Source organism: Geobacillus sp. PK12, assembly GCF_004123125.1.
In the GTDB taxonomy this organism is placed as follows: domain Bacteria; phylum Bacillota; class Bacilli; order Bacillales; family Anoxybacillaceae; genus Geobacillus; species Geobacillus zalihae.
The window spans coordinates 20,364-44,532 of the sequence record NZ_SDKL01000030.1 but is presented as its reverse complement, the minus strand read 5'-3'; the positions used below and the strand labels follow the sequence as shown (position 1 = coordinate 44,532).

Sequence of the window (24,169 nt, the reverse complement as noted above, 5' to 3'; positions counted from 1 at the left end):
AAAAAAAGCGCCCTGCCTAAACGGCAGCGCACTTTGCTCCATTTCTTATCCTTTGACCAACACCGTTTTCATCGCCGTGAAAAACTCGATGGCCGCGCGCCCTTGTTCCCGCGAGTGGGAGCTGGACTGCTTCATCCCGCCAAACGGCGCTTGCAGTTCGACTCCGGCGCTTTCTTCATTAATCCGGACGAGCCCGGCTTCGATGTCTTGGATGAATGCAAGCATCTTGCCGATATTTTGCGTAAAAATCGAGGCGCTCAATCCAAATGGCGTGTCATTGGCCAGCGTGATCGCTTCCTCGAACGTATCGACTTGGATCAACGCGAGCACGGGGCCAAAAATTTCTTCGCGGGCGATCGTCATGTCGGGCGACACGTTTTCAAAGATGGTCGGCTGCACATAAAACCCTTTTGCCCGTTCCCCATCGGTCAAACGTTGCCCCCCGTAAACGAGCGTCGCCCCTTCTTCGATTCCTTTTTGGATATAAGAAAGGACCGTCTCGAGCTGCTTTTGGCTGGCGCACGGCCCCATCCAAACGCCGTCCTCGAGTCCATTGCCGATGTTCAGCTGCTTCACTTTTGCCAACAATTTTTCCTTAAATTGATCATAGATGGTACGCTGGACGAACACACGGCTTGTCGCCGTGCATTTTTGTCCCGTGGAACGCAGCCCGCCGCTGATTGTTGCCTCGACGGCGCGATCAAGATCAGCGTCCTCGAGCACGATCACCGGATTCTTTCCGCCCATTTCCAGCTGGTATTTCGCCCCTCGGGCCACCGCTTTTTGGGCGATCGTTTTGCCGACTTCATTGGAGCCGGTGAAGGTGATGCCGTGAATGTGGGGATGTTCGGCGATCGCATTGCCGATGATCGATCCTTTGCCTGTCACCAAATTCACCACACCGGCCGGCAGCCCCGCTTGATCAAAGCACTCCACGATTTTCGCTGCCGTGACCGCCGTTTCCTGCGCCGGCTTAAACACCACCGTGTTTCCATAGACGATGGCAGGTGCGATTTTCCAAATCGGAATCGCGACTGGAAAGTTCCACGGCGTGATGACCCCAACCACGCCAAGAGGCACGCGCGTCGTAAACATCAACGCTTCGCTGTCCATGGATGGAATGACCTCGCCGATGGACCGCATCCCCTCCCCAGCATAGTAGCGCAAAATATTGACTCCCCGCTGCACTTCCCCTTTTGCTTCCGGGAGCGTTTTTCCCATTTCTCTTGTCATCGTTTCGGCGATCTCGTCAAGCCGTTTCTCAAGAACGTCAGCCGCGCGGAACAAATACTCTCCGCGTTTCGGGCCGGACAGCTTCCGCCATGCCGCCTGCGCCCGCCGCGCCGCCTCCACCGCGGCGTTTACATCTTCCGCACTAGACTCTTGGACATAGCCGACGATGTCATCGATGTCGGCTGGGTTGAGGCTCGCTTCTGTTTTCCCGGATGCAGAAGGGACCCATTGTCCGTTGATGTAGTTCAAGTATGTTTGTTGCTTTGTGCGTACCGTCATTGCACCTTCTCCTTTCCATAAATAAGATTGCTACCGTATATGATTTGAGAAAGAATTTTCGTTCCTGTCATGTTTCGGAAATATTGCCTCGCTTCCTGTTCACAATCAAACTCAAACATTTTGAAACTGCCATCCGGTGCGTACAAGGTAATAATCCACATTTAGAACACTCTCCACATCACCGTCATGAACGTTGCCCTACTTTTTTTGGGAATCGTTCAAACGCGGTTTGAATGATCGCTTCTAATTGCCGGTAATGTTCCTTTTCCACGCGGACGATAGGCGGACGGACATATGGCCCGACCGGCAGGCCGACAATTTCCATCCCCGCTTTGACAAGAGCGACTTCGTATCCTTTTCGTTGCTTCCGAATGCGATGGATCGGAAGGATAACATGCTCATAAAGCTCTCCTAACAACGCCTTGTCACCGTCAAGCAGCGCCTGATAAAACAACCTAGAAATATGAGGAATGTAATTGGAAATCGCTGATGAATAGCTGGTAAATCCTAGCTGAATATAAGCAGGCATTGTCACCTCTGCCATTGGCATGCCGTTCAAATAATGCAGCCGTGAGCCGATCGTTTGAGTGATTTCAATGTTCAATTCCATATTTCCCGTGCCGTCTTTCAAGCCGACAATTTGCGGATAGTGAAGCAATTTTTGGAGCGTCTCGACTGTTAATACACTATTGGCCCGCTGATAGACAATGGCGTTGAGCGATGTGCTTTTGACAATCGCAGAAATATATTCGTATAGCCCTTCCTGATGGGGTTCAATTAAATAAGGCGGCAAAATCAAATATCCGTCTGCTCCTTTCCTTTCGGAAATCTCCGCCAATCGAAGTGCATAGATAATATTTCCTCCAACCCCCGTATACACAGGAACCTTCCCACCAACGATCGACACGGCTGCTTCCACCATTGCCTCGTACTCTTTTTCGCTAAGCGATTGAAATTCTCCAGATCCACAAGCAATGAAAACGGCGTTTAACCCCTCTTTAAGTAAAAATTGGATATTCCGCTCCAAAGCTTGGAAATCTATCTCTCCATTTTCGCGCATCGGTGTAACCGGAAATCCTAAAATTCCATTTGGTATGTGTTTATTCGCGTTTCTTGCCACTGATTCCTTCCCCTCTCCACAAAACATATTTATATTACAATTTTATTGTAAGACAAATTTAATATAATATCAATCTATATTACGTCAGCGGGGCTGGATTAAATAAACATAAATCATTGTGTATGCCGTGCTGTTCTGCCTTTGTGCGCTTTCCGCTCGCGGTATCAATGATAAAACGGAAAATTTCCCATCCAATCTCTTCTATCGTTGCTGTTCCCGTGGCAATTCTTCCGGCATCAATATCAATTAAATCATGCCATTGCGTCGCCAATTCCGTCCGCGTCGCCACTTTAACGACTGGAGCCATGGCTAAACCATAAGGCGTTCCTCTTCCTGTTGTAAACACATGCACATTCATTCCAGCTGCCAACTGTAGCGTTCCGCATACAAAATCGCTGGCCGGAGTGGCCGCAAACACAAGACCTTGTTTCTTCACCCTTTCGCCAGGGGGCAACACATCAACAATAGCGCTGCTTCCCGATTTCGCAATCGATCCTAATGCTTTTTCCACAATATTGGAAAGTCCGCCTTTTTTATTTCCAGGCGACGGGTTGGCGCTTCGGTCAGCTTCTCCCCGTTGCAAGTATCGGTCGTACCATTCCATTTCTCGAATGAGCGCATGTCCTACTTGTTCATCGACAACTCTTGGTGTCAGCAAATGAACCGCGTCTCTGACTTCTGTCACCTCGGAAAACAGTACAGTCGCTCCGGCGCGAACAAGCAAATCGGCCGCGTAGCCGACCGCAGGATTCGCCGTCACACCGGAAAAAGCATCACTGCCGCCGCATTGCAGTCCAACCACTAACCCAGAAAGAGGACATTCCTGACGTTGACGTTCATTTAACCGTTTTAGCCGCTCCTCTGCTTTTCTCATAATAGTCTCAATCATATCCGCAAATCCTTGATAATCCTGCAAAACGACAAGACTGTCCTCTTCTCCTTTGGCATTGAGCGACTGCGGCGATAATTTCTCACATCCAAGCCCGACGACGAGCACTTCGCCGCCAAAGTTAGGATGGGTCGAAAGGTTTTGCAATGTGCGAATCGGGATCACGGCTTCCGGCGCATGGATGGCTACGCCGCAACCGTAATGATGCTCCAATGCCACGACATCGTCCACATTTGGATATTTGGGAAGCAACTCCTTCTTGATTCGCTGCACTGCAATATCCAACACCCCTGCAACACATTGAACACTTGTCGTAATACCTAAAAGATTGCGCGTGCCAAAACTGCCATCAGCATTCCGATAACCTTGAAAGGTGTACCCTTCTAACGGTGGTAAAGCGACAGGCGTTTTCGTCGCGATGGGCAACTGGTGCAAATCTGGCGGATGTGGAAGACGAATGGACGATTCTTTGACCCATTCTCCTTTTTGAATGCGTTTTTGCGCGTAACCGATCACTTCCCCGTAGCGGACAATGGGATCGCCTTCACGAAAATCTGCTAAAGCAACTTTATGCCCTTGAGGAATATCTTCCATCAGCGTCAATCCACACGGAAAACGCGTCCCTTTCGTCAATCCGCCGGCATTGGCTACAATAGCAACATTATCCCGATCATTCACCTTAATATAAAGAGGCATTTGTTTCACCATCGAACATCCCTCCATAAAAAATGGATTCCTAAAGGCCGCGGATCATCCATGACCTTTAGGAAAAATGATCGCTAGCGGACGAGACAAGGCTTTTTCGGATGAAAGGTCCATCCAGGAATTAAGTACTGCATAGCCATGGCGTCGTCGCGAGCTCCTCTTCCCCATTTTTGATACAGCTGATGCGCTTCTTCAATTCGCTCCATATCAATCTCAATCCCTAAACCTGGTCGATCGGGAACATCAATCAGGCCATTCACAATTTGAAACGGCTCTTTCGTTAATCGCTGCCCATCTTGCCAAATCCAATGCGTGTCAATCGCCGTAATCTCTCCCGGCGCCGCAGCAGCAACATGGGTAAACATGGCTAACGAAATATCAAAATGGTTGTTGGAATGCGATCCCCATGTCAATCCCCATTCATGACACATTTGCGCCACACGGACGGAACCTTGCATCGTCCAAAAATGCGGATCAGCCAACGGAATATCTACGGCATGAAGCTGAATGGCGTGCCCCATTTGCCTCCAGTCCGTAGCGATCATATTTGTTGCTGTCGGCAAGCCGGTCGCTTTGCGGAATTCCGCCAATATTTCACGCCCAGAATAGCCGTTTTCAGCACCGCACGGATCTTCTGCGTAAGCCAAGATATGATGCATATTCCGGCATAAACGAATAGCTTCTTCCAATAGCCATGCCCCGTTTGGATCCAAGGTGATTCGCGCTTTAGGAAACCGTTTGGCTAGCGCCGCAACAGCTTCTATTTCTTCCTCTCCCGGCATCACGCCGCCCTTTAATTTAAAATCCGAGAATCCGTACTGTTCATAGGCGGCTTCTGCGAGCTGAACAATCGCTTCTGCTGTCAATGCTTCTTCATCCCGCAAGCGGAACCATCCATCCCGGTCTTGCGGTTCCCGATATGGCAAATCCGTTTTCTTGCGGTCTCCAATATAGAACAAGTAACCGAGAACTTTCACCGACTGCCGCTGTTGCCCTTCACCCAGCAAAGCTGCAACTGGGACTTCCAAAAACTTCCCTAACAAATCAAGCAGTGCGGCTTCGATGGCTGTTATGGCATGTACGGTTGTCCGTAGGTCAAAGGTTTGGTTTCCCCTGCCGGTTTTATCTCGATCGCCAAAAGTTTCGGATATCCGACGCAAAATGTTTTTGTAATCGCTGACCGCTCTTCCCACAACAAGAGGTTTCGCTTCTTCTAGCGTTTTTTGAATCTTTTCTCCCCCCGGCACTTCTCCGGCTCCTATATTTCCATAGTTGTCTTTCAACAAAACAATGTTTCGTGTGAAAAATGGTGCATGAGCTCCACTTAAGTTAAGGAGCATGCTATCATAGCCTGCAACCGGGATGACGATCATTTCCGTGACAACAGGAACGTTCCTTTTCATCAACGCTTCGACTCTCCCTTTCCAATTAAGCGTTTACACTTTTCGCTGTTTGCCCTTGCTCATGCGGAAGCTGCAAACGCTCCACTTTGTTGACGATAAACATATAGGACAGTGCGCCAATCAACAACACAACGCCGATAAACAGCAGTGCGTAGCTGAACGAATGGGTATGTTCAAGAATAAAGCCTACAACAATGGGAGTGACAATCCCCGCCAAATTCCCAGAGGTGTTAAATATCCCTGCACTGAGCCCAATGATCTCTTTTGGCGACATATCCCCGACCAGCGTCCATGTCAGTCCTGCCATCCCTTTGGCGAAAAACGAAACACATAAAATCAAAACAATGAGCGCGGGCGAATTTGTATAGTTCGCCAATAAAATGCAGCTTGATAGCAGGAAACCGATGATGATCGGTGTTTTTCGGGCCACCGCCAGCGATTTGCCGCGCTTCAGCATCGAATCCGACCAATAGCCGGCCAATATTCCACCCAAGAAGGCAGCGGCATATGTGAGCGATGTAACGAAACCTGCTTTCAAAATGGATAAATGCTTTTCTTGCACAAGATACGTTGGAAGCCATGTTAAGAAAAACCATACGATCGTATTTAAGGAAAACTGGGCAATGTAAATGCCGATCATTTGTCGATTCGTCAGCAACAAGCGAGCGTGCGACCATTTAATAGGCGATTTTTGTTCACTCGCATCCACTAAGGCTCCGCCTTGTTCGATATACTCAAGCTCTTTTTGATTGGCCAGCGGATGGCGCTTTGGATCATGGATCAGCTTAAACCAAACAAACGTCAAAATGATCCCCATTCCCCCTGCCACATAAAAGATGGCTGGCCACCCATAAACATTGAGGAGAGAAGCTAAAACGGGAGTGAATAAAGCGAGCCCGAAATATTGAGACGAATTGTAAGTGGCCACCGCTTTCCCCCGCTCATTGGTTGGAAACCACATCGTTGTCAGGCGGCTGTTGCCAGGAAACGAGGGAGCTTCGGCAAGCCCGACAATAAACCGGAATAAAAACAACATGGCAACCCCAGTAACGAGCCCTTGCAGTCCCGTAAACAGCGACCATGTAAACAACCCTATGCCATACACAAGTCGTGTGCCAAAACGATCAAGCAGCCAGCCGCTTGGAATTTGCATAAACGTATACGCCCAGTTGAACGCTGAAAATGCAAACCCTAAAGCGACCGCATCCAATGCTAAATCTTCCTTCATCACCGGAGCGGCGATGCTTAACGCTGAACGATCAATATAATTGATAGCGGTTACAACAAATAAAATCGCTAAAATAAGATAGCGAACTCTCGTCCTTTTTACCGTCTCCCCCATTGTCTGACCCTCCCTAATCGTTTTATCCCGCAAACTCAACCAACGCCGCCAACAGCGCTTTCATATATCCAATCGAATAGGCATAACCAACATTGTTGTAACTCCAGTGGATGCATGTGTTGGGCCAAGAAGGATGCTCTGTATATGCGGCTCCTTCTAAAATCGGAACATGATCTGGATTTAAGCAACCACGAAAGCCTACTTTATATAATTCTAGCAAGATTCTGCACATATTCAGATCGCCGTCATCGAGCAACGCCTCTTCAAACGCTTTTGTCGTCGGCAAGCTGCCGCGGACATTGCGGAAATGAACGAGGAAAATTCGCCCTTTTCTCCCATAGTGGCGTATTTCATCATAGACGAGCGAACTCCCTCCCTCTTCTGCCCGCGTCCCGATGCAATATATATAGCCGACATGCCGGCTGGGAAATTCATCAATAATTCGCTGGTAGCCAAGGCCGCCAAATAAAGTGCCGGGATGAGGAACATCGGATGGATGCATGCCAATGGACACCCCATACTCCTCAGCAATCGGCACAAGCCGTCGATATGCTTCACAAAAACGCTTCCAATTTGTTTCAAACGACTTTACCAATTGTTCACCATTCATCTCGTTCGTCAGAAGCATTTCGCCGCGCGCGATGGCTCCTCCCCTGTGCAAAGCTCGATACTTTACAGTTAGATGCGGAAATGTATCTCCTTCAAATCGCTGTCTAACAATTGGAATACCTGCTTCGCCAAATACTTTCAGCGCCTGAACAGAATTTTCCAGCTCTTTTTCACCATCATGGTTCCCTTCCATAAAATTCTTTGTTAAATCAGGAAGTGTGACACGGTTGATGTCAAGTCCAAAAGAACGCAAACGCCGCTTCAGTTTCAGCAGTTCGTCAAGATCCGGGTATCCTTGTTCTTTCACCCCTCGAAATGCCGATCCGCTGCCAAAGTCAATACAATCGACGCCAAGCTGACTCAACTGTCTCAATTCCGCATCACTCAAATCCGTTGAATAAACCGTCACTGAAATTTTCATCATCGTCGCTTCCTCCTTTGCGTATGAATCGAAATGTCCTCTTCGATATAGCCTCCCCTCTAAAAATATGTAATATTGTATTCATGTAAAATTGTAATACAAATTTATTTTATAGTCAATTCCGAAAATAAAAAATAAAAGGGCAAAAGCCCTTTCCCCTTACATTGGATCGCTGGTCAAAACTGTTGTGTTTTCTAACCACTGTTGCTCGTAACTCAAAAGTTTTTCCCTTACAAAGCTTAAATGCCGATACATTTGCGCAAAAGCCTCATATGGGTCTCGCTTCTTTAAAGCATGATAAATGGCCAAGTGATGTTCAACTGTTATCTCACGATCGCGCGTCCGAATGAGCCGATCCATTTTCTCATGAGTGATGAGCAAAGAAAAAATCATGCCTTCTACGACAGGATTGTTGGCGCTTAGCGCAATAATTTTATGGAAACGCTTGTCGTACACTCCATAATTATCATCTTCGCTATCCGCGATCATATCAATCGTTTCTTTCAATTGCTCGAGCTGCTCATCGGTGATTTTTTCTGCAGCTATTGTCACAAGCCCCAACTCTAACGCCATTCGAGCTTCAATAATAGCAGGCAAATTGTCGATCGACAATGCCAACATCACCGAAAATGGCTCACTGCCGATTTTGTCGTTAAAATACGTCCCGCCCCGCGTCTTTCGTGTAATCACCCCCATTGTCTCAAGCGAGCTCAACGCTTCGCGCAGTACAGGCCGGCTGACCCCTAACTTCTCCATCAATTCCATCTCTGGCGGCAATTTATCGCCTGGCTTCACTTGACCGCTTGCCAAAAGCTGAACAATCTGTTCAATGACCTGTTTGGACAACGTATTTCGATTTACCGATTTTACAAATATGTCGTGTTCACTCATGTTCCTCACCTTCCCTTCACTATATTATGATTGTAAGACAAATTCGAACGCTTCACAATATAGAAATTACAATAAAAACCAGCCCCTCCTTTTCATTTTCGCCAAGGAGAAGCTGGTTTTGATCCATTATTCGCCCTCAATCATGAAAATTCGTCCCATCCGTCACTTCTTTGACGATGCCGGCGCGGATGACGAAGTCGCCGAAATGTTCACCGTCAAGACGCTCTTTCGCATAGCGGGATAGGAGCATGCGCAGTTCGCGCAAAATTTCCTCCTCGCCGATGTTTTCGCGGTACAGTTTGCCAAGGCGCGTGCCGTTGAACGCGGCTCCAAGGTACATGTTATATTTGCCGACCGCTTTGCCGACGAAGGCGATTTCCGCGAGCACGTGGCGGGCGCAGCCGTTCGGACAGCCCGTCATGCGGATCGTGATTTCTTCGTCGCGCAAACCGTTTTCATCGATAATTTCCTCGATTTTATCGAGCAGTTTCGGCAAGTACCGCTCCGCTTCCGCCATCGCCAAACCGCACGTCGGCAAGGCGACACAGGCGAGCGCGTTGCGGCGCAAGGCGGTGTACCGGCGGCCGTCGGTCAAGCCGTATTTGGCGATGAGCGCCTCGATTTCCGGCTTTTTCTCGCTCGTGACATTGGCGATGATCAAGTTTTGGTTTGGCGTCAACCGGAAATCGCCGGTATGGACTTTCGCGATTTCGCGCAGGCCGGTCATCAGCTTGTAATCGTCGTAGTCTTTGACGCGGCCGCCTTCGACAAAGAGCGTGAAATGCCATGTCCCATTGACGCCTTCGACCCAGCCGTAGCGGTCGCCGCTATGCTCGAAATGGTACGGGCGCGCTTCGCCGAGCCTCCAGCCGAGGCGGCGCTCAATTTCTTCTTTCACCGCTTCCAGCCCAAGCCGATCGATCGTGTATTTGAAGCGGGCGTGTTTGCGCGATGAGCGGTTGCCGTAGTCGCGCTGAACGGTCATAATTTTCTCCGCCACCTCGACCACTTGATCCGGCCGGCAGAAGCCGATCACCTTGGCAAGCTGCGGATACGTCGTTTTGTCCCCATGGGTCATCCCCATGCCGCCGCCGATGGCGACATTAAACCCGGCGAGCTTGCCGTCTTCGACAATGGCAATGAACCCGATGTCTTGCGAGAACACATCGACGTCGTTCGACGGCGGAACGGCAATGCCGATTTTAAACTTCCGCGGCAAATACGTCGGTCCGTAAATCGGCTCTTCTTCGCCGTCAACCGCCGGCGTGCCCGCCACTTTCTCGTCGTCCAGCCAAATTTCGTAGTACGCCCTCGTCCGCGGCAACAAATGGTCGCTGATCAGCTTCGCCCATTCATACACTTCCGCATGCACTTCCGATTGGTACGGATTCGGGTTGCACATGACGTTTCGGTTGACGTCGCCGCAGGCCGCAAGCGTCGTCATCAGCGCGTTGTTAATGGCTTGCATCGTTTTTTTCATGTTCCATTTTAAGACGCCGTGCAATTGGAACGCTTGGCGCGTCGTCAGCTTCAACGTGCCGTTCGCATACTTGCGGGCGAGCTCATCCATGACAAGCCACTGTTCCGGCGTCGCCACCCCGCCCGGCGTGCGGACGCGAACCATGAACTGGTATGCAGGCTCCAGTTTTTGTTTTTGCCGCTCGGTGCGCACGTCGCGGTCGTCTTGCAAATAGCTGCCGTGGAATTTCATCAACCGGTTGTCATCCTCTGGAATTCCTGCGCTGAGCGGGTCTTCCATCGTTTCGGCAAGCGTGCCGCGCAAGTAACGGCTTTCCTGCTTGATGCGCTCCACATCGCTTGGCGGTCCGTCCGGCGCTTTTAACTCGACTTTCGCCATTTCCGATTCCACTCCTTCTTTGAGATTAATAGACGTCGCGTTGGTATCGTTTTTGCTTTTGCATCTCCGTGACATACGCTTCCGCCTGTTCACGGCTCATTCCGCCTTCTTTTTCGATAATCTCGATCAACGTCTGATGGACGTCGCGCGCCATGTGTTGTTTGTCGCCGCATACGTAGACGACAGCACCTTCCTCAAGCCAACCGAACAGCTCTTTGCTTCGTTCAATCATCCGGTGCTGCACATACACTTTCTTCTCCGTATCGCGAGAGAAGGCGACATCCATTTTGGTCAGCACACCGCTTTTCAACCATGCGAGCCATTCGGTTTGATACAGGAAGTCGGTCATAAAGTGTTGGTCCCCGAAAAAGAGCCACGATTTTCCTTTCGCCCCGATGGCCTCGCGCTCTTGCATAAAAGCGCGGAACGGCGCAACCCCAGTGCCTGGACCGATCATAATGATCGGCGTCGATGGGTCTTTTGGCAGCTTAAAATTCGGGTTCGGCTGCACAAAGACCGGCAACGTATCGCCGATTTGGACGCGTTCGGCGCAGAACGTCGAGCACACCCCTTTGCGCAGGCGGCCGTGCGACTCATAACGGACCGCGCCGATCGTCAAGTGCACTTCATCTGGATAGGCCGCTAAGCTGCTCGCGATTGAATACAGGCGCGGAGGCATTTTGCGCAAAATCGAGATGACTTGTTGCGGCGCCGCATCCCATGGGCCGAAGTCGCGGAACGCATCCAATAAGTCGCGGCCTTTGGCGTATTCTTTCAGCTTCACCTCATTGCCTGGGGCAACGAGCGCTTGAAGCTCGCTGTTTTTCGACAGCGGCGCAAGCTTTTGCAACAGCGCTTTGGTCAACACAGTGATTTCAAAATGGGACGTGAGCGCTTCTTTGAGCGACCGCACTTCCCCGTCTTTGTCGATCGTCACCGTTTCTTCCGGGTTCCATTTCATTTCTTGAATGATGAGATCGACAAGCTCCGGATCGTTTTTCGGGAAGATGCCAAGCGCATCGCCCGGCTCATACTTCAACCCCGATCCTTCAAGAGACAATTCGAGATGGCGCGTTTCTTTGTTCGATCCGCGGCCGTTTAAGTTGATGTTTTCCAGCACCTCAGCCGGGAACGGATTTTTCCGCGAATAGACGACCGCCGGTTCGGCTTTCGGCACGGCCGCAGCGGCCGACAACACTGGCGCGGCCTCGGCATTGATCCCCTTGCTCAGCTCGGCAAGCACGCCGTCAAGCCATTTCGCCGCCGCTTCCTCGTAGTCGACGTCACAGTCGACGCGCGGATAAAACCGCTCTCCCCCGAGCTCCTCGAGCCGCTTGTCAAAATCTTTCCCCGTCTGGCAAAAATGTTCATACGACGTATCGCCAAGCGCCAAGACGGAAAAGCGTAAATGATTCAGCTTCGGCGCCCGTTTGCTGTGGAGAAACTCGTAAAACGACACCGCGTTGTCTGGCGGATCGCCTTCCCCATGCGTGCTCACGACGATAAGCAGCGTCTCGACTTTCTTCAATTCATTCGGTTTAAAGTCAAGCATGGACAACACTTTCGCTTCAAACCCACGCTCTTTGAGCGCTTTGCCGGCTTTCTCAGCCAACTTTTGTGCATTGCCGGTTTGCGAGCCGTACAATACCGTCACTTCTTTCGAAACCGGTTTGCTGCTTCCAGCAAACAGCGCTGGCGCTTCGGCATCCAAAACGGCAACCGCCGCCTCGGCAGCAGCCAAATACCCGCTCAGCCAAAGCTTTTGCGACGGCGTCAACGTCGGCAACAAACGATTCAAGAGCTCAATCTGCTCCTGGGTAAACGGACTGTTGGTTACTTGCAGCTGCAACGGTGTCCACCTCACAATATAAAATAAAATGGAACGATTGACGTCGTTTCGGTCTCAACGACAGAACGAGCGTCAAATTCCATTATTCCTATAAGGCAAGTATACTTTATCGAAGATATCATATTTACACTTTACCGCAAAACAAAACATTAGTAAAATAAATATAAATTATTGAAACTATTAATTTTTATAATAGATACTCTCTGCAACAACGATCGAGCGATGGGCAGGAGGAATGAAGATGTACTATGACGAACTGAAAACATTTATTACATTGGCGGAAGTGAAAAATTTCACAAAAACAGCGGAAATTCTCCATTTGTCGCAGCCAAGCGTCAGCTTGCACATCAAAAATTTAGAACAAGAGTTTCAAACGAAACTGTTCATCCGCTCCCCAAAGCGGCTGCGCATGACGCCGACAGGTGAACTTTTGTACGATCGCGCCAAACAAATGATGGCGCTCTATGAACAAACGAAGCAAGACATTTTGGAGCACCATCACTCAGTGAAAGGCAAATTGACCATCGGCGCCAGCTTTACGATTGGAGAGTATATTTTGCCCCCGCTTTTGCCCGATTTCCAAAAGCGCTATCCAGAATTGGAGCTTGAGGTGATGATCGGCAACACGAAAGAAATTGTCGAACTCGTCAAATCGTATCAAGTCGACATCGGCTTGATCGAAGGGCAAACGAACGAAAAAGAATTGTCCGTCCACCCGTTTATGCAAGACGAGCTCGTCATCGTCGCCTCCAAGCGGCACGAGCTAGCGCAAAAAGGCGAAGTCACGATCGGCGAGCTGCAAAACGAGGCGTGGGTGGCGCGCGAAGTCGGGTCGGGAACAAGGGAATATTTCAACCATTTCATCCGCTCGAACGGGCTGAAAATCCAATCGCTCATGATCATCAGCAGCAACCAAGGCATTAAAGAAACGCTGATCAACGGCAACGCCCTGTCCTTGCTGTCGCGCAGCGTCGTCGCCCGCGACATCGAGCACGGCCACCTGTCCATCGTTCACTTGAACCATCCACCGTTTTACCGAATGTTTTCCTATATTTGTGCACCGATTATGGAAAACAAGCAAAATGTACGTATCTTCCTTGAAACGTTGCAACACAATTGGAGATCCTAAAAAACACGGGGAGAAGCTTGGCAGCCCTCCCCTATACTTCCATCTCCCCATGGCGAATATGCGGCATTTCGATTTGAATCGTCGCATGGCGAATGTGAAAGCGCGTCTCGATCAAATCAATCGCCCGCTGCAAAACCGCCTGCCCATCGCAACCTTCCTCAATGAGCAAATGGCAGCTTAACGAATCAAGCCCCGAGGTGATCGTCCAAATATGCAAATCGTGCACATCGATCACGCCATCAATGCCGGAGAGCGCCGCTTTTACTTCCCCATGGTCAATCGCCGCCGGCGTTCCTTCCATTAAAATATGCACCGTCTGTTTCACCACGGCCAACGCCCCTTTTAAAATCAGCACCGACACCGCAATGGAAATGAGCGGATCAGCCGCGTACCAATCGAACAGCCAGATGACAAGCCCCGCCGCGATCGCCCCGACCGAGCCTAACGCATCGCCAAGCACATGAAGATAGGCGCTGCGGACATTGACGTTCTCTTTGACATCCCCTTTGCGCATTAACACCCAAGCGCTTGCCAAATTAGCCAGCAACCCTATGACAGCAATGGCCATCATCGGCCCGCTCGCGACAGCAGGTGGATTCACAAACCTCGCGACCGCTTCCCAAATAATCCAAGCGGCAATCCCCACCAACGTGACCCCGTTTACTAGCGCCGCTAAAATCTCGAACCGGTAAAATCCATACGTTCTCTTCGGCGACGCGGGCTTCGCCGCCAGCCAAACCGCCGCCAGGCTTAACAGAAGCGAAATGGCATCACTCAGCATATGCCCCGAATCCGAAAGAAGAGCAAGGCTGTTCGTCACAAGCCCGCCGACAAACTCGAGCACCATGATCCCGATCGTTACACCGAGGGCAATCGCCAGCCCTTTTTGATTTCCTTCTCTGCCGTGATGATGCCCGTGATGGTGATCACAATGGCCGTGCGCGTGATGATGCATCCATCTTCTCTCCTTATTTATTGGTGTTGTGCGTGATCAATCGCCTGCTTTAGCAACGATATGACATGTTCGTCATCACATGAGTAAACCAACATCTTCCCCTCACGGCGATATTTCACAAGCCGCAACGTCCGAAGCAGCGCCAACTGATGGGAAACCGCCGATTGCGACATGCCGAGCACTTCCGCAATATGGCCTACATGGCATTCTTCCTGCGACAACAAATACAACATCTTCATCCGAGTCGGATCCGCTAGGGCTTTAAAGATCCGTGACACTTCCTCAATCACACTTTCATCTAAAAACGAATGATCCTCTGCGTTCATGGCTGTTCCCTCACATTTTAATATATGAGCATTTGTTCATATATGCGAATCATAAACCGCTTTTTTTTCTTCTGTCAATCCTATTTCAAGCTGCAAAACCCCATCAGCATCAACAGCCGATGCACTGACACCCCCACAACGACAGCCGACAAAGCAAAAAAAAGCAGGGGCCGATAGACCCGCTGCTTTCCCATTACGATTTCAGCCGCACCGCCGTCCCCGTCGCAATGCACATCATCATGCCGTCGCGCAGCGTTTCAAAATCGAGATCCACCCCGATGACGGCGTTGGCGCCAAGGCTTCTCGCCTTATTGACCATCTCCTTGATCGCCATCTCCCGCCCTTCGGCCAGCTTGCTTTCATACGTTCCGCTCCGCCCGCCGATGATGTCGGTGATGCTGGCGAGAAAATCACGGACGACATTGGCGCCCAAAATGACCTCTCCCGCTACGATGCCCAAATACTCTTCAATTTCTTTTCCCTCAATGGTATTGGTGGTCGTGACAATCACAGCTATGTCCCCCTCGTGGCTCATCATAATAGGTGGAAGCACCCAATTCCATTATACTACATTGCATCTATGACGTCGCCGATGAATCTGTCCGCAGTGCAGCCAATGCCGAATGAGTACCGTACAGCAACAACTGCGCGATGCCGACAAAATACTCCGATTCGCGAATGATGTGATCGAGCACCACCTTGGCGGTCGGGTTTTGGCTGACGGCTTTGCTGCGGGTTTTGATTTGCCGGCATAATTCGATGAACTGAAGGCTCTGCTCTAGGCAGTACGACACAAAATGGAGCACTTGTTGATGCAGTTGTTCAGGAACATAATGGCCGGCCCGAACCACCGATTCGATATAACGGACCGCGTGCTGATGCGCAGCCGAAAGCGCCTCCTCCCATTTTTTCAACGCTTCTACATATGGCGCTTCCAATCCAGACGCAAGCTCGCGAATGACGACCGTATGTTCTTCCTCTTGGTGCTTCCAGAATTCAATCTCATCCAAAACGCGCAGCGGCATGTGTGGGCCGTAGTAAAATTGCACGCTCTTCCCTCCCTGTTTCCCCTCTTCTTTCAATGTATGGATCGATCAGTGGAAGTATGCACTAATATAAACTAGAAAAATATTTTGATCTTTCCTGTGACAAAAGACAAGCGCATGGGTACAAAATGGAAAAGATAATGTTTTGAAATTAGGGAGGAGCTTGCGCTATGAAATTAGAGGGAAAAGTTGCCGTTGTTACTGGAGGCGCCTCAGGGATGGGAAAAGCGATAGCACTGTTGTTTGCCAAAGAAGGAGCAAAAGTAGTCGTCTCAGACATTCACGAAGAAGGGCAGTCTGCTGTGGTCAAAGAGATTACAGAAAACGGTGGAACAGCTATCGGCATCACCGCCAATGTCGCTAATAAGGAACATGTGGAACGATTAATCGATGAGACGTTGCAAGCGTTCGGCTCACTCGACATTTTAGTCAACAATGCTGGAATTATGGACAACTTTGTTCCTGCTGCCGAGGTGACGGACGAGCTGTGGGAGAAAGTGTTTGCGGTTAATGTAACAAGCGTCATGCGTACGACTCGTAAAGCACTATCCATTTTTCTCCCCCAAAAAAGCGGGGTGATCATCAACATCGCCTCCGTTGGCGGACTTTATGGCTCGCGAGCCGGAGCCGCCTATACTGCTTCAAAGCATGCTGTCATTGGACTGACGAAAAACGTGGCATTTCAATATGCAAAAGAAGGTATCCGCTGCAACGCCATCGCACCGGGGGGCGTCAGTACAAACATCGGCGCCACGATCACTGCGCCCAATCCATTCGGAATGGAGAGGGCCATGGCAGGTGCGGCTCTCAACCCTCGTGCAGGCGAGCCGGAAGAAATCGCCAGCATCGCCTTGTTTTTAGCTTCCGACGATGCCAGTTTTCTAAACGGCGCCGTGATCGTTGCCGACGCCGGCTGGACAGCGTATTGACAACGACACTGCTGCCACCCACCTTTTCGGTTATAGGCGAGATAGATCTTTCAGAAACAAAACAGAAAAGGAAAAGCCGCCCCAACACGTTTCGTTCCCCTTCGGGACCGGCTTTTTCCTTTTCCTTTTTGTCAGCCGCGAACCATTTGGTACACGTGCATTACCAAAGCGACGACCGCTGCCACTCCAACAAACGACACCAAATACAAAATCGGCGACCCCGTGTGGCCAAACACCACTTCATTTTGCAGCATGGCCGCTTTCTCCCAAGCATTCTCCACATCGGGCTTGTAAAGCTTCGTTTTCCAATACCCTATGCCGATGGTGGATGCCAAATACACGACATGAACGATGATCGAAATGACGAAAGCGTGAATAACGGTTTTCATGAACATCCCCTTCTCACCTGTCGGAAATATGGACGGTCCTCCATTGGAGGCGTCGGCGCAAATGTCCATCCATTGCATCCGCATTCCGATACGATCTTCTATCATTTTATCATACAAGTTGCGCAAAACCATCCCCTGCATATTTCCGAATCGTTCCTTTTGATCAAACGTTCAATCCCCCAAAAGAGGGGATATTCACAGACGCTTGATTGAAGTAAGCTTAACTGTAGCATCGCTTTTCTCCATCCCATCAAGCACATGATGCGTGTGAAACGCCAATAACAAATGAATGAACATTCATTCTGTTGTGGTATAATGGTCACAACATCCTCACACCAATAAGGAGGCCCGTTCGCCATGCTGATCGAGAAAGTGATCAAAAAACGGTTTGAAACAGAAGTGGTTCAAAACGTGCATATCGCCAAAGGAACGGCGACGTTTCAAGGCGTCCGCCTCACCGTCCGCTGCTTTGTCATCGATGGGGTGCTGATTGACACCGGCGCCAAATCAATGGAGCACGAATTCACCTCGTTTTTTCAACACCAAGACATCGATCAAGTCGTCATCACCCACTATCACGAAGACCATACCGGCTGCGCGGCATTTTTGCAGCGAAAGATGGGGCTGCCCATCTACATGAACGAACCGATGATCCATTATTGCCAGCAAAAGGCGGACTATCCGCTCTATCGAAAAGTGTTTTGGGGCAAGCGCGACCCGTTCGTTGCCAAACCGATCGGCGCGACGTTTTCCTCGCGAAGCGCAACGTGGGACGTCATCCCGACGCCAGGTCATTCCATCGATCATGTGGCGTTTTTGAACCGCGAAACGGGGCAATTGTTCAGCGGCGACTTGTACTGTCAGGAGAAAACGAAAGTCATCTTGCGCGAGGAAAACATCCCGGCGATCATCGCCTCCTTGCAACGCACGTTGACATACGATTTCGGCGACGTCTTCTGCGCCCATGCCGGCTATCTCCCAAACGGGCGCGAGGCCTTGCAGCGAAAACTCGATTACTTGCTTGAACTTCAAGGCAACATCATCGATTTATACGAAAAAGGCATGCCGCCGAAACAAATTCAAGAAACGCTTTTCCCGAAAAAATATCCGATCGTCTTTTTTTCGGCGAAGGAGTGGGACTCCCTTCACATTGTCCGGTCGGTCATTCAAGAATATCAAGCGAAACGGGCAAGCTGAAGCGGACGCTTCCCGGAAATGGCCATAGACCATTAGGGCAAGCCCATATTCCGTTTTCTTCCATTTCAAATGAAAAATTACTATCTTCGCCAGCAACGGGACAAATTAAGAAAAAACGAAAGGATGGGTCCCGTCGATGAACGAAACACCGCGCGTCAAGCTGCACGGGTTCAACAACTTGACGAAATCGCTCAGCTTCAATATGTACGATATTTGCTATACGAAAACGGCGAAGGAGCGGGAGGCGTATATCGAATACATTGACGACGTGTACAATGCCGAACGGCTGACGAATCTTTTAAAACGTGTCGCCGACATGATCGGCGCCCATGTGTTAAACATCGCCAAGCAAGATTACGTTCCGCAGGGCGCGAGCGTGACGATGCTCGTTTCCGAGGGGCCGGTCGTCGAGGTGCCCGAAGATGACGGCCCTTTGCCGGAGGCGGTGGTGCTTTCCCTTGACAAAAGCCATATCACCGTCCATACATACCCAGAATATCACCCGAATGACGGAATCAGCACGTTCCGCGCCGATATTGATGTCGTCACATGCGGGGAAATTTCGCCGCTCAAAGCGCTCGACTATTTGATTCATTCATTTGACGCCGACATTATGATCATCGACTACCGCGTGCGCGGATTTACGCGCGACATTCACGGATACAAGCTGTTTATCGACCATGACATTACGTCGATTCAAGATTATATCCCGGAGCACATTCGCGAAAAGTACGATATGATCGACGTAAACATTTACCAAGAGAATATTTTTCACACAAAATGCAAGTTGAAACAGTTTGACTTGGACAACTACTTGTTTGGCTATGCAAAAGAGGATTTGAGCGAACAAGAAGCGAATGAAACAACCGCCAAGCTGAGAAGGGAAATGGATGAGATCTTTTACGGAAAAAATATGCCGAACACCGTTTGACGCGGGCGCCTTTTTGACGCCTGCCGGCTTTCGGGCCGGCCCACACCGGTTCCCGATTGGCGCCGTCTATGGTATGCTAGTAGAAAAAAGGAAAAGGTGTTCATGAATGAAGTACATCATCGTCGGAGCCGGCATTTTAGGGGCCTCGACCGCTTACCATTTGGCCAAGGAAGGCGCAAACGTGATCATCATCGACCGCGGCGACAAAGGGCAGGCGACCGGTGCGGCGGCGGGGATTGTCTGCCCTTGGCTGTCGCAGCGCCGCAACCAAAAATGGTACCGATTGGCCAAAAACGGAGCGAAGTTTTACCCCTCCCTCATCGAAGAACTGCAAGCGCTCGGGGAAACGGACACCGGTTATGCGCGCGTCGGCGCCCTATGGCTGCACACGGACGAACAGAAACTGAAACAAATGGAGGAGCGCGCTCGCAAACGGCGCGAAGACGCGCCGGAAATGGGAGAGATCGTGCGGCTTCATCCCCATGAGGCGAAGGAGCTGTTTCCGCCGCTTGGCGGTGAGCATCATGCCCTATATGTGAGCGGCGCCGCCCGTGTGAACGGCCGGTCGGTGCGGGACGCCCTCACAAACGCGGCCCAAAAGCTTGGCGCCGCCTACATCCGCGGAAACGCCCAGATCCTGTTTGAAGGCTCCCGCGTCATCGGGGCGAAAGTCAATGGAGCGAAATACACGGCCGAAGCGGTCATCGTCACAGCCGGCGCATGGGCTGGCGAACTGCTCGAACCGTTGGGCGTTCGGTTTGCCGTCAGCCCGCAAAAAGGACAAATCGTTCATCTCGAATGGTTGGCAGGCGAGACCGACCGATGGCCGGTCGTCATGCCCCCGAACAATCAGTATATGCTCGCCTTCCCTGGAGGGCGAATCATCATCGGAACGACCCATGAAGATGAAGCGGGGATGGATGTCCGCGCCACCGCCGGCGGCATCCACGAAATACTGGACAAAGCGCTCGCCGTCGCGCCAGGGCTGTCGGCGTGCACCTACGTGGAAACACGGGTCGGGTTCCGCCCGCGCACGCCTGGATTTCTCCCTGTCTTCGGGGCTCTTCCCGGTTTTACTGGCCTTTACGCAGCCAACGGCCTTGGCTCTTCCGGGCTCACCGTCGGGCCATATTTAGGCGCAGAACTTGCCAAGCTTGTGCTCGGCCGCCCGACTGAACTTGATTCGTTCGACTACAACGTCGCCGAGGCCATCATCCCGCCTTCCTGACGCTGCCTCACGGTGCAACACTAGCACTCCCACCCGATGCCCAACTGCCGCGTTCAGCGGCCAGCGCCGGCTGCGGGCTTGCCCCATGCAGGCCCGCAGCCCGTTTAGCTGTTTTGTCCTTCGTATTTTTTCAACTGTTCCGTCAGCTGTTGAAACAACGCCATATCTTTTCGGTCAAGCGCCTGGTCAATTTGCATTTTCAACACCGATAGTTCATGACGTTTCAGCGCCTCATCCAACACTTGCTCGGCCGCCTTCGCCATTTTCTCATGCCGCTCGTGCCGCCTGACATTTTCAAACGCTTGGTGATCAATAAGCCGAAGGTACGAAAAATTCCTTGCCTTTCCTGGAAAATGGAGCGTCAAATAGAGCGTCTCGTTCGGATGCAGCGCCAAATCGCCCATAATCGAGGCAAGGCTCGTGCTTTTTTGACCGCGCCGATAAAAGACGAGCCCTTCCTCTTCCGCCATCGCAGTCGAAATGATCAGCCACCGCGCCTGCTTTTGCTCGGTTTCCGTAAAATGGACGTTCTCAAGCAAATGGGGGTGTTGAAGCAAGTATTGCAGCACAAATCGGGCATCGGGATGCTTCAAACGATGCTGCTGCAAAAACGTTGTTAAGAACTGCCGCTTTTCTGAATAGGACACCCATCTCGTCATAGCCTCACCCCCTTCAACTGCTTCTCCATGGAAGATAACAGCGGCCGCAGCGCAAGATCGTCTCAACAAGCCTCGATGATCCATTGCTATTCCATTCACGTCTTTGTTTTCCAGTATACTTGATTGCGCCCCGCCGTGCATCTGAAAACCACAGGGCAAGGCCCCTTTCATTCCGACACCAAGCGGCAAACGAAATAGAAAAACAGCCGCCCTTCATTTCCAGGCGGCTGCTCCTTCTAAGCAACGGGCTCTCGGCTTTCCTTTCCATTGCTAAGACCTATGGCCTACGCCAACTGCATCGCAAAGTGGCCGTTCAATCCGAGCGCTTCGGCTGTGGATGCTTGCACTTGCCGCAACAGCGCTTCGTTTTTCATCAACGACTCGCCGTAAGACGGAATCATCTCTTTCACTTTCGCCCGCCATTCGTTCATCCGTTCTGGGAAGCACTTCTCCATCACTTCAAGCATGACATGAACCGCCGTCGATGCCCCTGGCGACGCGCCGAGCAACGCCGCGATCGAACCATCAGCCGCATGGACGACTTCCGTGCCAAACTGCAGCGTTCCTTTGCCGCCAGCTTCCGTGTCTTTGATCACTTGCACGCGCTGACCCGCCACGACGATGTCCCACTCGTCGCTTTTTGCCGTCGGGACGAATTCCCGCAGCTCTTGCATGCGCTGTTCTTTCGACAACAGCACTTGCTGGATTAAATAGTTGGTCAAGGACATATTTTTCACGCCCGCCGCCAAGATCGTCAAGACGTTATGCGGCTTGATCGAGGTGAACAAGTCGAGCATCGAGCCGTTTTTCAAAAACTTCGGCGAAAACCCGGCAAATGGCCCAAACAGCAGCATCTTTTGATTGTCGATAAACCGCGTGTCCAAATGCGGCACCGACATCGGCGGCGCGCCGACTTTCGCTTTGCCGTACACTTTCGCATGGTGCTGCTCGACGACCTCGGGATTGTTGCACACCATAAACAACCCGCTCACCGGGAAGCCGCCGATTCCCTTCCCTTCCGGAATGCCGGACTTTTGCAACAGATGGAGGCTGCCTCCCCCGGCCCCGATGAAGACGAACTTGGCCGCATGAAGCTCCACCGCGCCCGTGTCCAAATTCCGCACTTTCAGCTCCCATAAGCCGTCGCTTGTCCGTTTGATATCCTCGACATGATGGCGGTAGCGGATCTCCACGTTCTTCCGTTTCAAATGTTCAAACAGTTGGCGCGTCAACGCCCCGAAGTTCACGTCCGTCCCCGATTCGATGCGGGTCGCCGCGATCGGCTCGTCCACCACCCGTCCTTCCATCATGAGCGGCACCCATTCGGCCAGCTTCTTCGGATCATCTGTGAACTCCATCCCTTTAAACAGCGGATTGGCCGCCATCGTTTCGTGGCGCTTCTTCAAAAACGCCACATTGTCTTCCCCTTGCACAAAGCTCATATGCGGCAGCGGACGGACGAAATCTTTCGGGTCACGAAGAATACCACTGTTGACCAAATAAGCCCAAAACTGCAAAGAGACGTAAAACTGCTCATTGATTTTAATCGCTTTGCCGATGTCAATCGACCCATCGGCCTTCTCAACCGTATAGTTCAACTCACACAGCGCCGCATGCCCCGTCCCGGCGTTGTTCCACTCGTTGGAGCTTTCCGCTCCTGCCTCTTCCAGTCTTTCAAAGACGACAATGTCCCACTCGGGCGCCAATTCCTTCAAGAGCGTCCCCAACGTCGCGCTCATAATGCCCGCGCCGATTAAGATGACATCCGTTTTGGTTTGTCTGTTTCCCATGTTTACCATCCCTATCCATGAATAGTTGTAAAAGACCATCGAGCGAGCGCTCGAAATGATTCCACCGATACCCCTTTTATTTTTGAGGGCGATTTCAACATTTATTATAACACAATTGATTAATAGTATGTCACTATTATCAATTTGAACAAAATATATTACTATAATTCAATGCAACATCGTATATCCATAACATCAACACAGCCATCCCAACATCGCCCTTCATAATAATTTTACAAAATCGTTGAATATTTCGCCACCATCTCGAGAAAAAACGCAGAGATTTTTCAAGAAGGCTGATGAAAAACACATTTTATAGCAGCAAAAAAGACGGCTCCATGCCGCCAAAGCGTCATATAAGCCATCTACACCCGAAACATTTCAAGGTGACATCCATCGTATTAGGCAATCGTTTTTTCAATTTCTCTAACAAATGGCTCGTGCGAAGTATTCTCTAAAAAATCTTCGAATATTTCATCAAGTTGCAAGTTGAGATCTTCATTGACCTCATTCCCGTCCTCGTCATAAATCTCAAAGTGGCTGTACTTCCATTGATCAAATGTTTCCCTAAGCAAGTCACAGTATGTCACCCAATGCTTTCCATAGTTAGACATATACGTCGGCACCCATTGATCAATGTAAACGTTGTTTAACAACTCATCTAACGGAGAACAATAAAATCGCGAGCCCTTACTTCTCCCCAACGATCGGACAAGCTCGGCAAACTCTTCCTTCTTCATTTTCCTCACTTCACCGGAATAGTCATAGCTGATCTTGCCGTTGGGGTTGATGAATGGTTCAGCGTTGTATATCCATTGGTGCGGTATATGCGTTTGAATCACTTCCATGAGCATTTGGGCAATGAGTTGCGGGATATCACGGAAATCCAATTTCCTCTCCCTCCCTCTAGAAATGTTGATCTATCAAGACTTTTCGGCCCCTCAGGGGTGTCCAAAAAATATTTTCCGACAAAATCCCTTACATCATTTTT

The 24,169-nt window shown here is 50.6% G+C and carries 22 protein-coding genes; 5 read left to right on the top strand and 17 right to left on the bottom strand.

Annotated elements, in window-relative coordinates; translation table 11 throughout:
• Nucleotides 1-45: 45 nt before the first annotated feature.
• The 9 genes from gucD to ETR37_RS11080 all read right to left on the bottom strand — a co-directional run bounded on the left by gucD (nucleotide 46) and on the right by ETR37_RS11080 (nucleotide 12,599).
• Complete coding sequence (gucD, locus tag ETR37_RS11120) at nucleotides 46-1,512, bottom strand: alpha-ketoglutaric semialdehyde dehydrogenase GucD (RefSeq protein ID WP_129447262.1); 1,467 nt, start codon at nucleotides 1,510-1,512, stop codon at nucleotides 46-48.
• Nucleotides 1,513-1,696: 184 nt separating this feature from the next.
• Entirely contained in the window at nucleotides 1,697-2,659 is a 963-nt protein-coding gene (gene kdgD / locus ETR37_RS11115) for a 5-dehydro-4-deoxyglucarate dehydratase (RefSeq protein WP_020755078.1), read from the bottom strand.
• Between the two features lie 52 nt (nucleotides 2,660-2,711).
• On the bottom strand, nucleotides 2,712-4,229 hold the full coding sequence (garD, locus tag ETR37_RS11110) for a galactarate dehydratase (RefSeq protein ID WP_015374595.1): 1,518 nt from the start codon (nucleotides 4,227-4,229) through the stop codon (nucleotides 2,712-2,714).
• Nucleotides 4,230-4,300: 71 nt separating this feature from the next.
• Complete coding sequence (gudD, locus tag ETR37_RS11105) at nucleotides 4,301-5,629, bottom strand: glucarate dehydratase (protein WP_033005630.1); 1,329 nt, start codon at nucleotides 5,627-5,629, stop codon at nucleotides 4,301-4,303.
• Between the two features lie 25 nt (nucleotides 5,630-5,654).
• Nucleotides 5,655-6,971, bottom strand: a complete 1,317-nt coding sequence (locus tag ETR37_RS11100; RefSeq protein ID WP_129447261.1) for an MFS transporter — start codon at nucleotides 6,969-6,971, stop codon at nucleotides 5,655-5,657.
• A gap of 22 nt (nucleotides 6,972-6,993) precedes the next feature.
• Entirely contained in the window at nucleotides 6,994-8,004 is a 1,011-nt protein-coding gene (locus ETR37_RS11095) for a mannonate dehydratase (protein ID WP_015374592.1), read from the bottom strand.
• A gap of 156 nt (nucleotides 8,005-8,160) precedes the next feature.
• A complete protein-coding gene (locus tag ETR37_RS11090) occupies nucleotides 8,161-8,892 on the bottom strand; it encodes a FadR/GntR family transcriptional regulator (RefSeq protein WP_015374591.1) in 732 nt (243 codons plus the stop codon).
• Between the two features lie 136 nt (nucleotides 8,893-9,028).
• A complete protein-coding gene (gene cysI, locus ETR37_RS11085; protein ID WP_081132482.1) occupies nucleotides 9,029-10,750 on the bottom strand; it encodes an assimilatory sulfite reductase (NADPH) hemoprotein subunit in 1,722 nt (573 codons plus the stop codon).
• A 25-nt stretch (nucleotides 10,751-10,775) separates the two neighbouring features.
• On the bottom strand, nucleotides 10,776-12,599 hold the full coding sequence (locus tag ETR37_RS11080) for an assimilatory sulfite reductase (NADPH) flavoprotein subunit (RefSeq protein WP_081132481.1): 1,824 nt from the start codon (nucleotides 12,597-12,599) through the stop codon (nucleotides 10,776-10,778).
• Between the two features lie 241 nt (nucleotides 12,600-12,840).
• Here ETR37_RS11080 and ETR37_RS11075 point away from each other — a divergent pair, with 241 nt between their 5' ends.
• A complete protein-coding gene (locus ETR37_RS11075; protein WP_081132480.1) occupies nucleotides 12,841-13,728 on the top strand; it encodes a LysR family transcriptional regulator in 888 nt (295 codons plus the stop codon).
• A 31-nt stretch (nucleotides 13,729-13,759) separates the two neighbouring features.
• On the opposite strand, the gene ETR37_RS11070 is transcribed toward ETR37_RS11075, so the two are convergent.
• From ETR37_RS11070 to ETR37_RS11055, 4 genes are all read right to left on the bottom strand, one after another.
• Nucleotides 13,760-14,683, bottom strand: coding sequence for a cation diffusion facilitator family transporter (locus ETR37_RS11070; protein WP_081132479.1), 924 nt, complete (start codon nucleotides 14,681-14,683; stop codon nucleotides 13,760-13,762).
• Between the two features lie 17 nt (nucleotides 14,684-14,700).
• Entirely contained in the window at nucleotides 14,701-15,009 is a 309-nt protein-coding gene (locus tag ETR37_RS11065) for an ArsR/SmtB family transcription factor (protein WP_011230902.1), read from the bottom strand.
• A 193-nt stretch (nucleotides 15,010-15,202) separates the two neighbouring features.
• Nucleotides 15,203-15,520: a YbjQ family protein gene (locus ETR37_RS11060; RefSeq protein ID WP_011230901.1), complete on the bottom strand. Its 318-nt coding sequence runs from the start codon at nucleotides 15,518-15,520 to the stop codon at nucleotides 15,203-15,205.
• 67 nt (nucleotides 15,521-15,587) lie between these two features.
• Nucleotides 15,588-16,058: a DUF2935 domain-containing protein gene (locus ETR37_RS11055; protein ID WP_011230900.1), complete on the bottom strand. Its 471-nt coding sequence runs from the start codon at nucleotides 16,056-16,058 to the stop codon at nucleotides 15,588-15,590.
• 167 nt (nucleotides 16,059-16,225) lie between these two features.
• On the opposite strand from ETR37_RS11055, the gene ETR37_RS11050 reads away from it, so the two are divergent.
• The gene (locus tag ETR37_RS11050; RefSeq protein ID WP_020755091.1) at nucleotides 16,226-16,984 is read left to right on the top strand and encodes an SDR family oxidoreductase; all 759 of its coding nucleotides are present in this window, start codon (nucleotides 16,226-16,228) and stop codon (nucleotides 16,982-16,984) included.
• 131 nt (nucleotides 16,985-17,115) lie between these two features.
• On the opposite strand, the gene ETR37_RS11045 is transcribed toward ETR37_RS11050, so the two are convergent.
• Entirely contained in the window at nucleotides 17,116-17,373 is a 258-nt protein-coding gene (locus ETR37_RS11045; protein WP_015374580.1) for a hypothetical protein, read from the bottom strand.
• 357 nt (nucleotides 17,374-17,730) lie between these two features.
• Here ETR37_RS11045 and ETR37_RS11040 point away from each other — a divergent pair, with 357 nt between their 5' ends.
• The 3 genes from ETR37_RS11040 to ETR37_RS11030 all read left to right on the top strand — a co-directional run bounded on the left by ETR37_RS11040 (nucleotide 17,731) and on the right by ETR37_RS11030 (nucleotide 20,729).
• Nucleotides 17,731-18,570 (top strand): MBL fold metallo-hydrolase, encoded by an 840-nt coding sequence (locus ETR37_RS11040; RefSeq protein ID WP_015374579.1) that lies wholly within the window; start codon nucleotides 17,731-17,733, stop codon nucleotides 18,568-18,570.
• A gap of 136 nt (nucleotides 18,571-18,706) precedes the next feature.
• The gene (gene speD, locus ETR37_RS11035; RefSeq protein ID WP_015374578.1) at nucleotides 18,707-19,501 is read left to right on the top strand and encodes an adenosylmethionine decarboxylase; all 795 of its coding nucleotides are present in this window, start codon (nucleotides 18,707-18,709) and stop codon (nucleotides 19,499-19,501) included.
• Nucleotides 19,502-19,607: 106 nt separating this feature from the next.
• Nucleotides 19,608-20,729 (top strand): NAD(P)/FAD-dependent oxidoreductase, encoded by a 1,122-nt coding sequence (locus tag ETR37_RS11030; RefSeq protein ID WP_015374577.1) that lies wholly within the window; start codon nucleotides 19,608-19,610, stop codon nucleotides 20,727-20,729.
• A gap of 104 nt (nucleotides 20,730-20,833) precedes the next feature.
• Here the strand turns inward: ETR37_RS11030 and ETR37_RS11025 are convergent, their stop codons facing one another.
• From ETR37_RS11025 to ETR37_RS11015, 3 genes are all read right to left on the bottom strand, one after another.
• Nucleotides 20,834-21,388, bottom strand: coding sequence for a YpiB family protein (locus ETR37_RS11025; RefSeq protein WP_015374576.1), 555 nt, complete (start codon nucleotides 21,386-21,388; stop codon nucleotides 20,834-20,836).
• A gap of 284 nt (nucleotides 21,389-21,672) precedes the next feature.
• A complete protein-coding gene (locus tag ETR37_RS11020; RefSeq protein WP_190300167.1) occupies nucleotides 21,673-23,187 on the bottom strand; it encodes a malate:quinone oxidoreductase in 1,515 nt (504 codons plus the stop codon).
• A 392-nt stretch (nucleotides 23,188-23,579) separates the two neighbouring features.
• On the bottom strand, nucleotides 23,580-24,068 hold the full coding sequence (locus ETR37_RS11015; RefSeq protein WP_129447260.1) for a hypothetical protein: 489 nt from the start codon (nucleotides 24,066-24,068) through the stop codon (nucleotides 23,580-23,582).
• Between the last annotated feature and the right edge of the window lie 101 nt (nucleotides 24,069-24,169).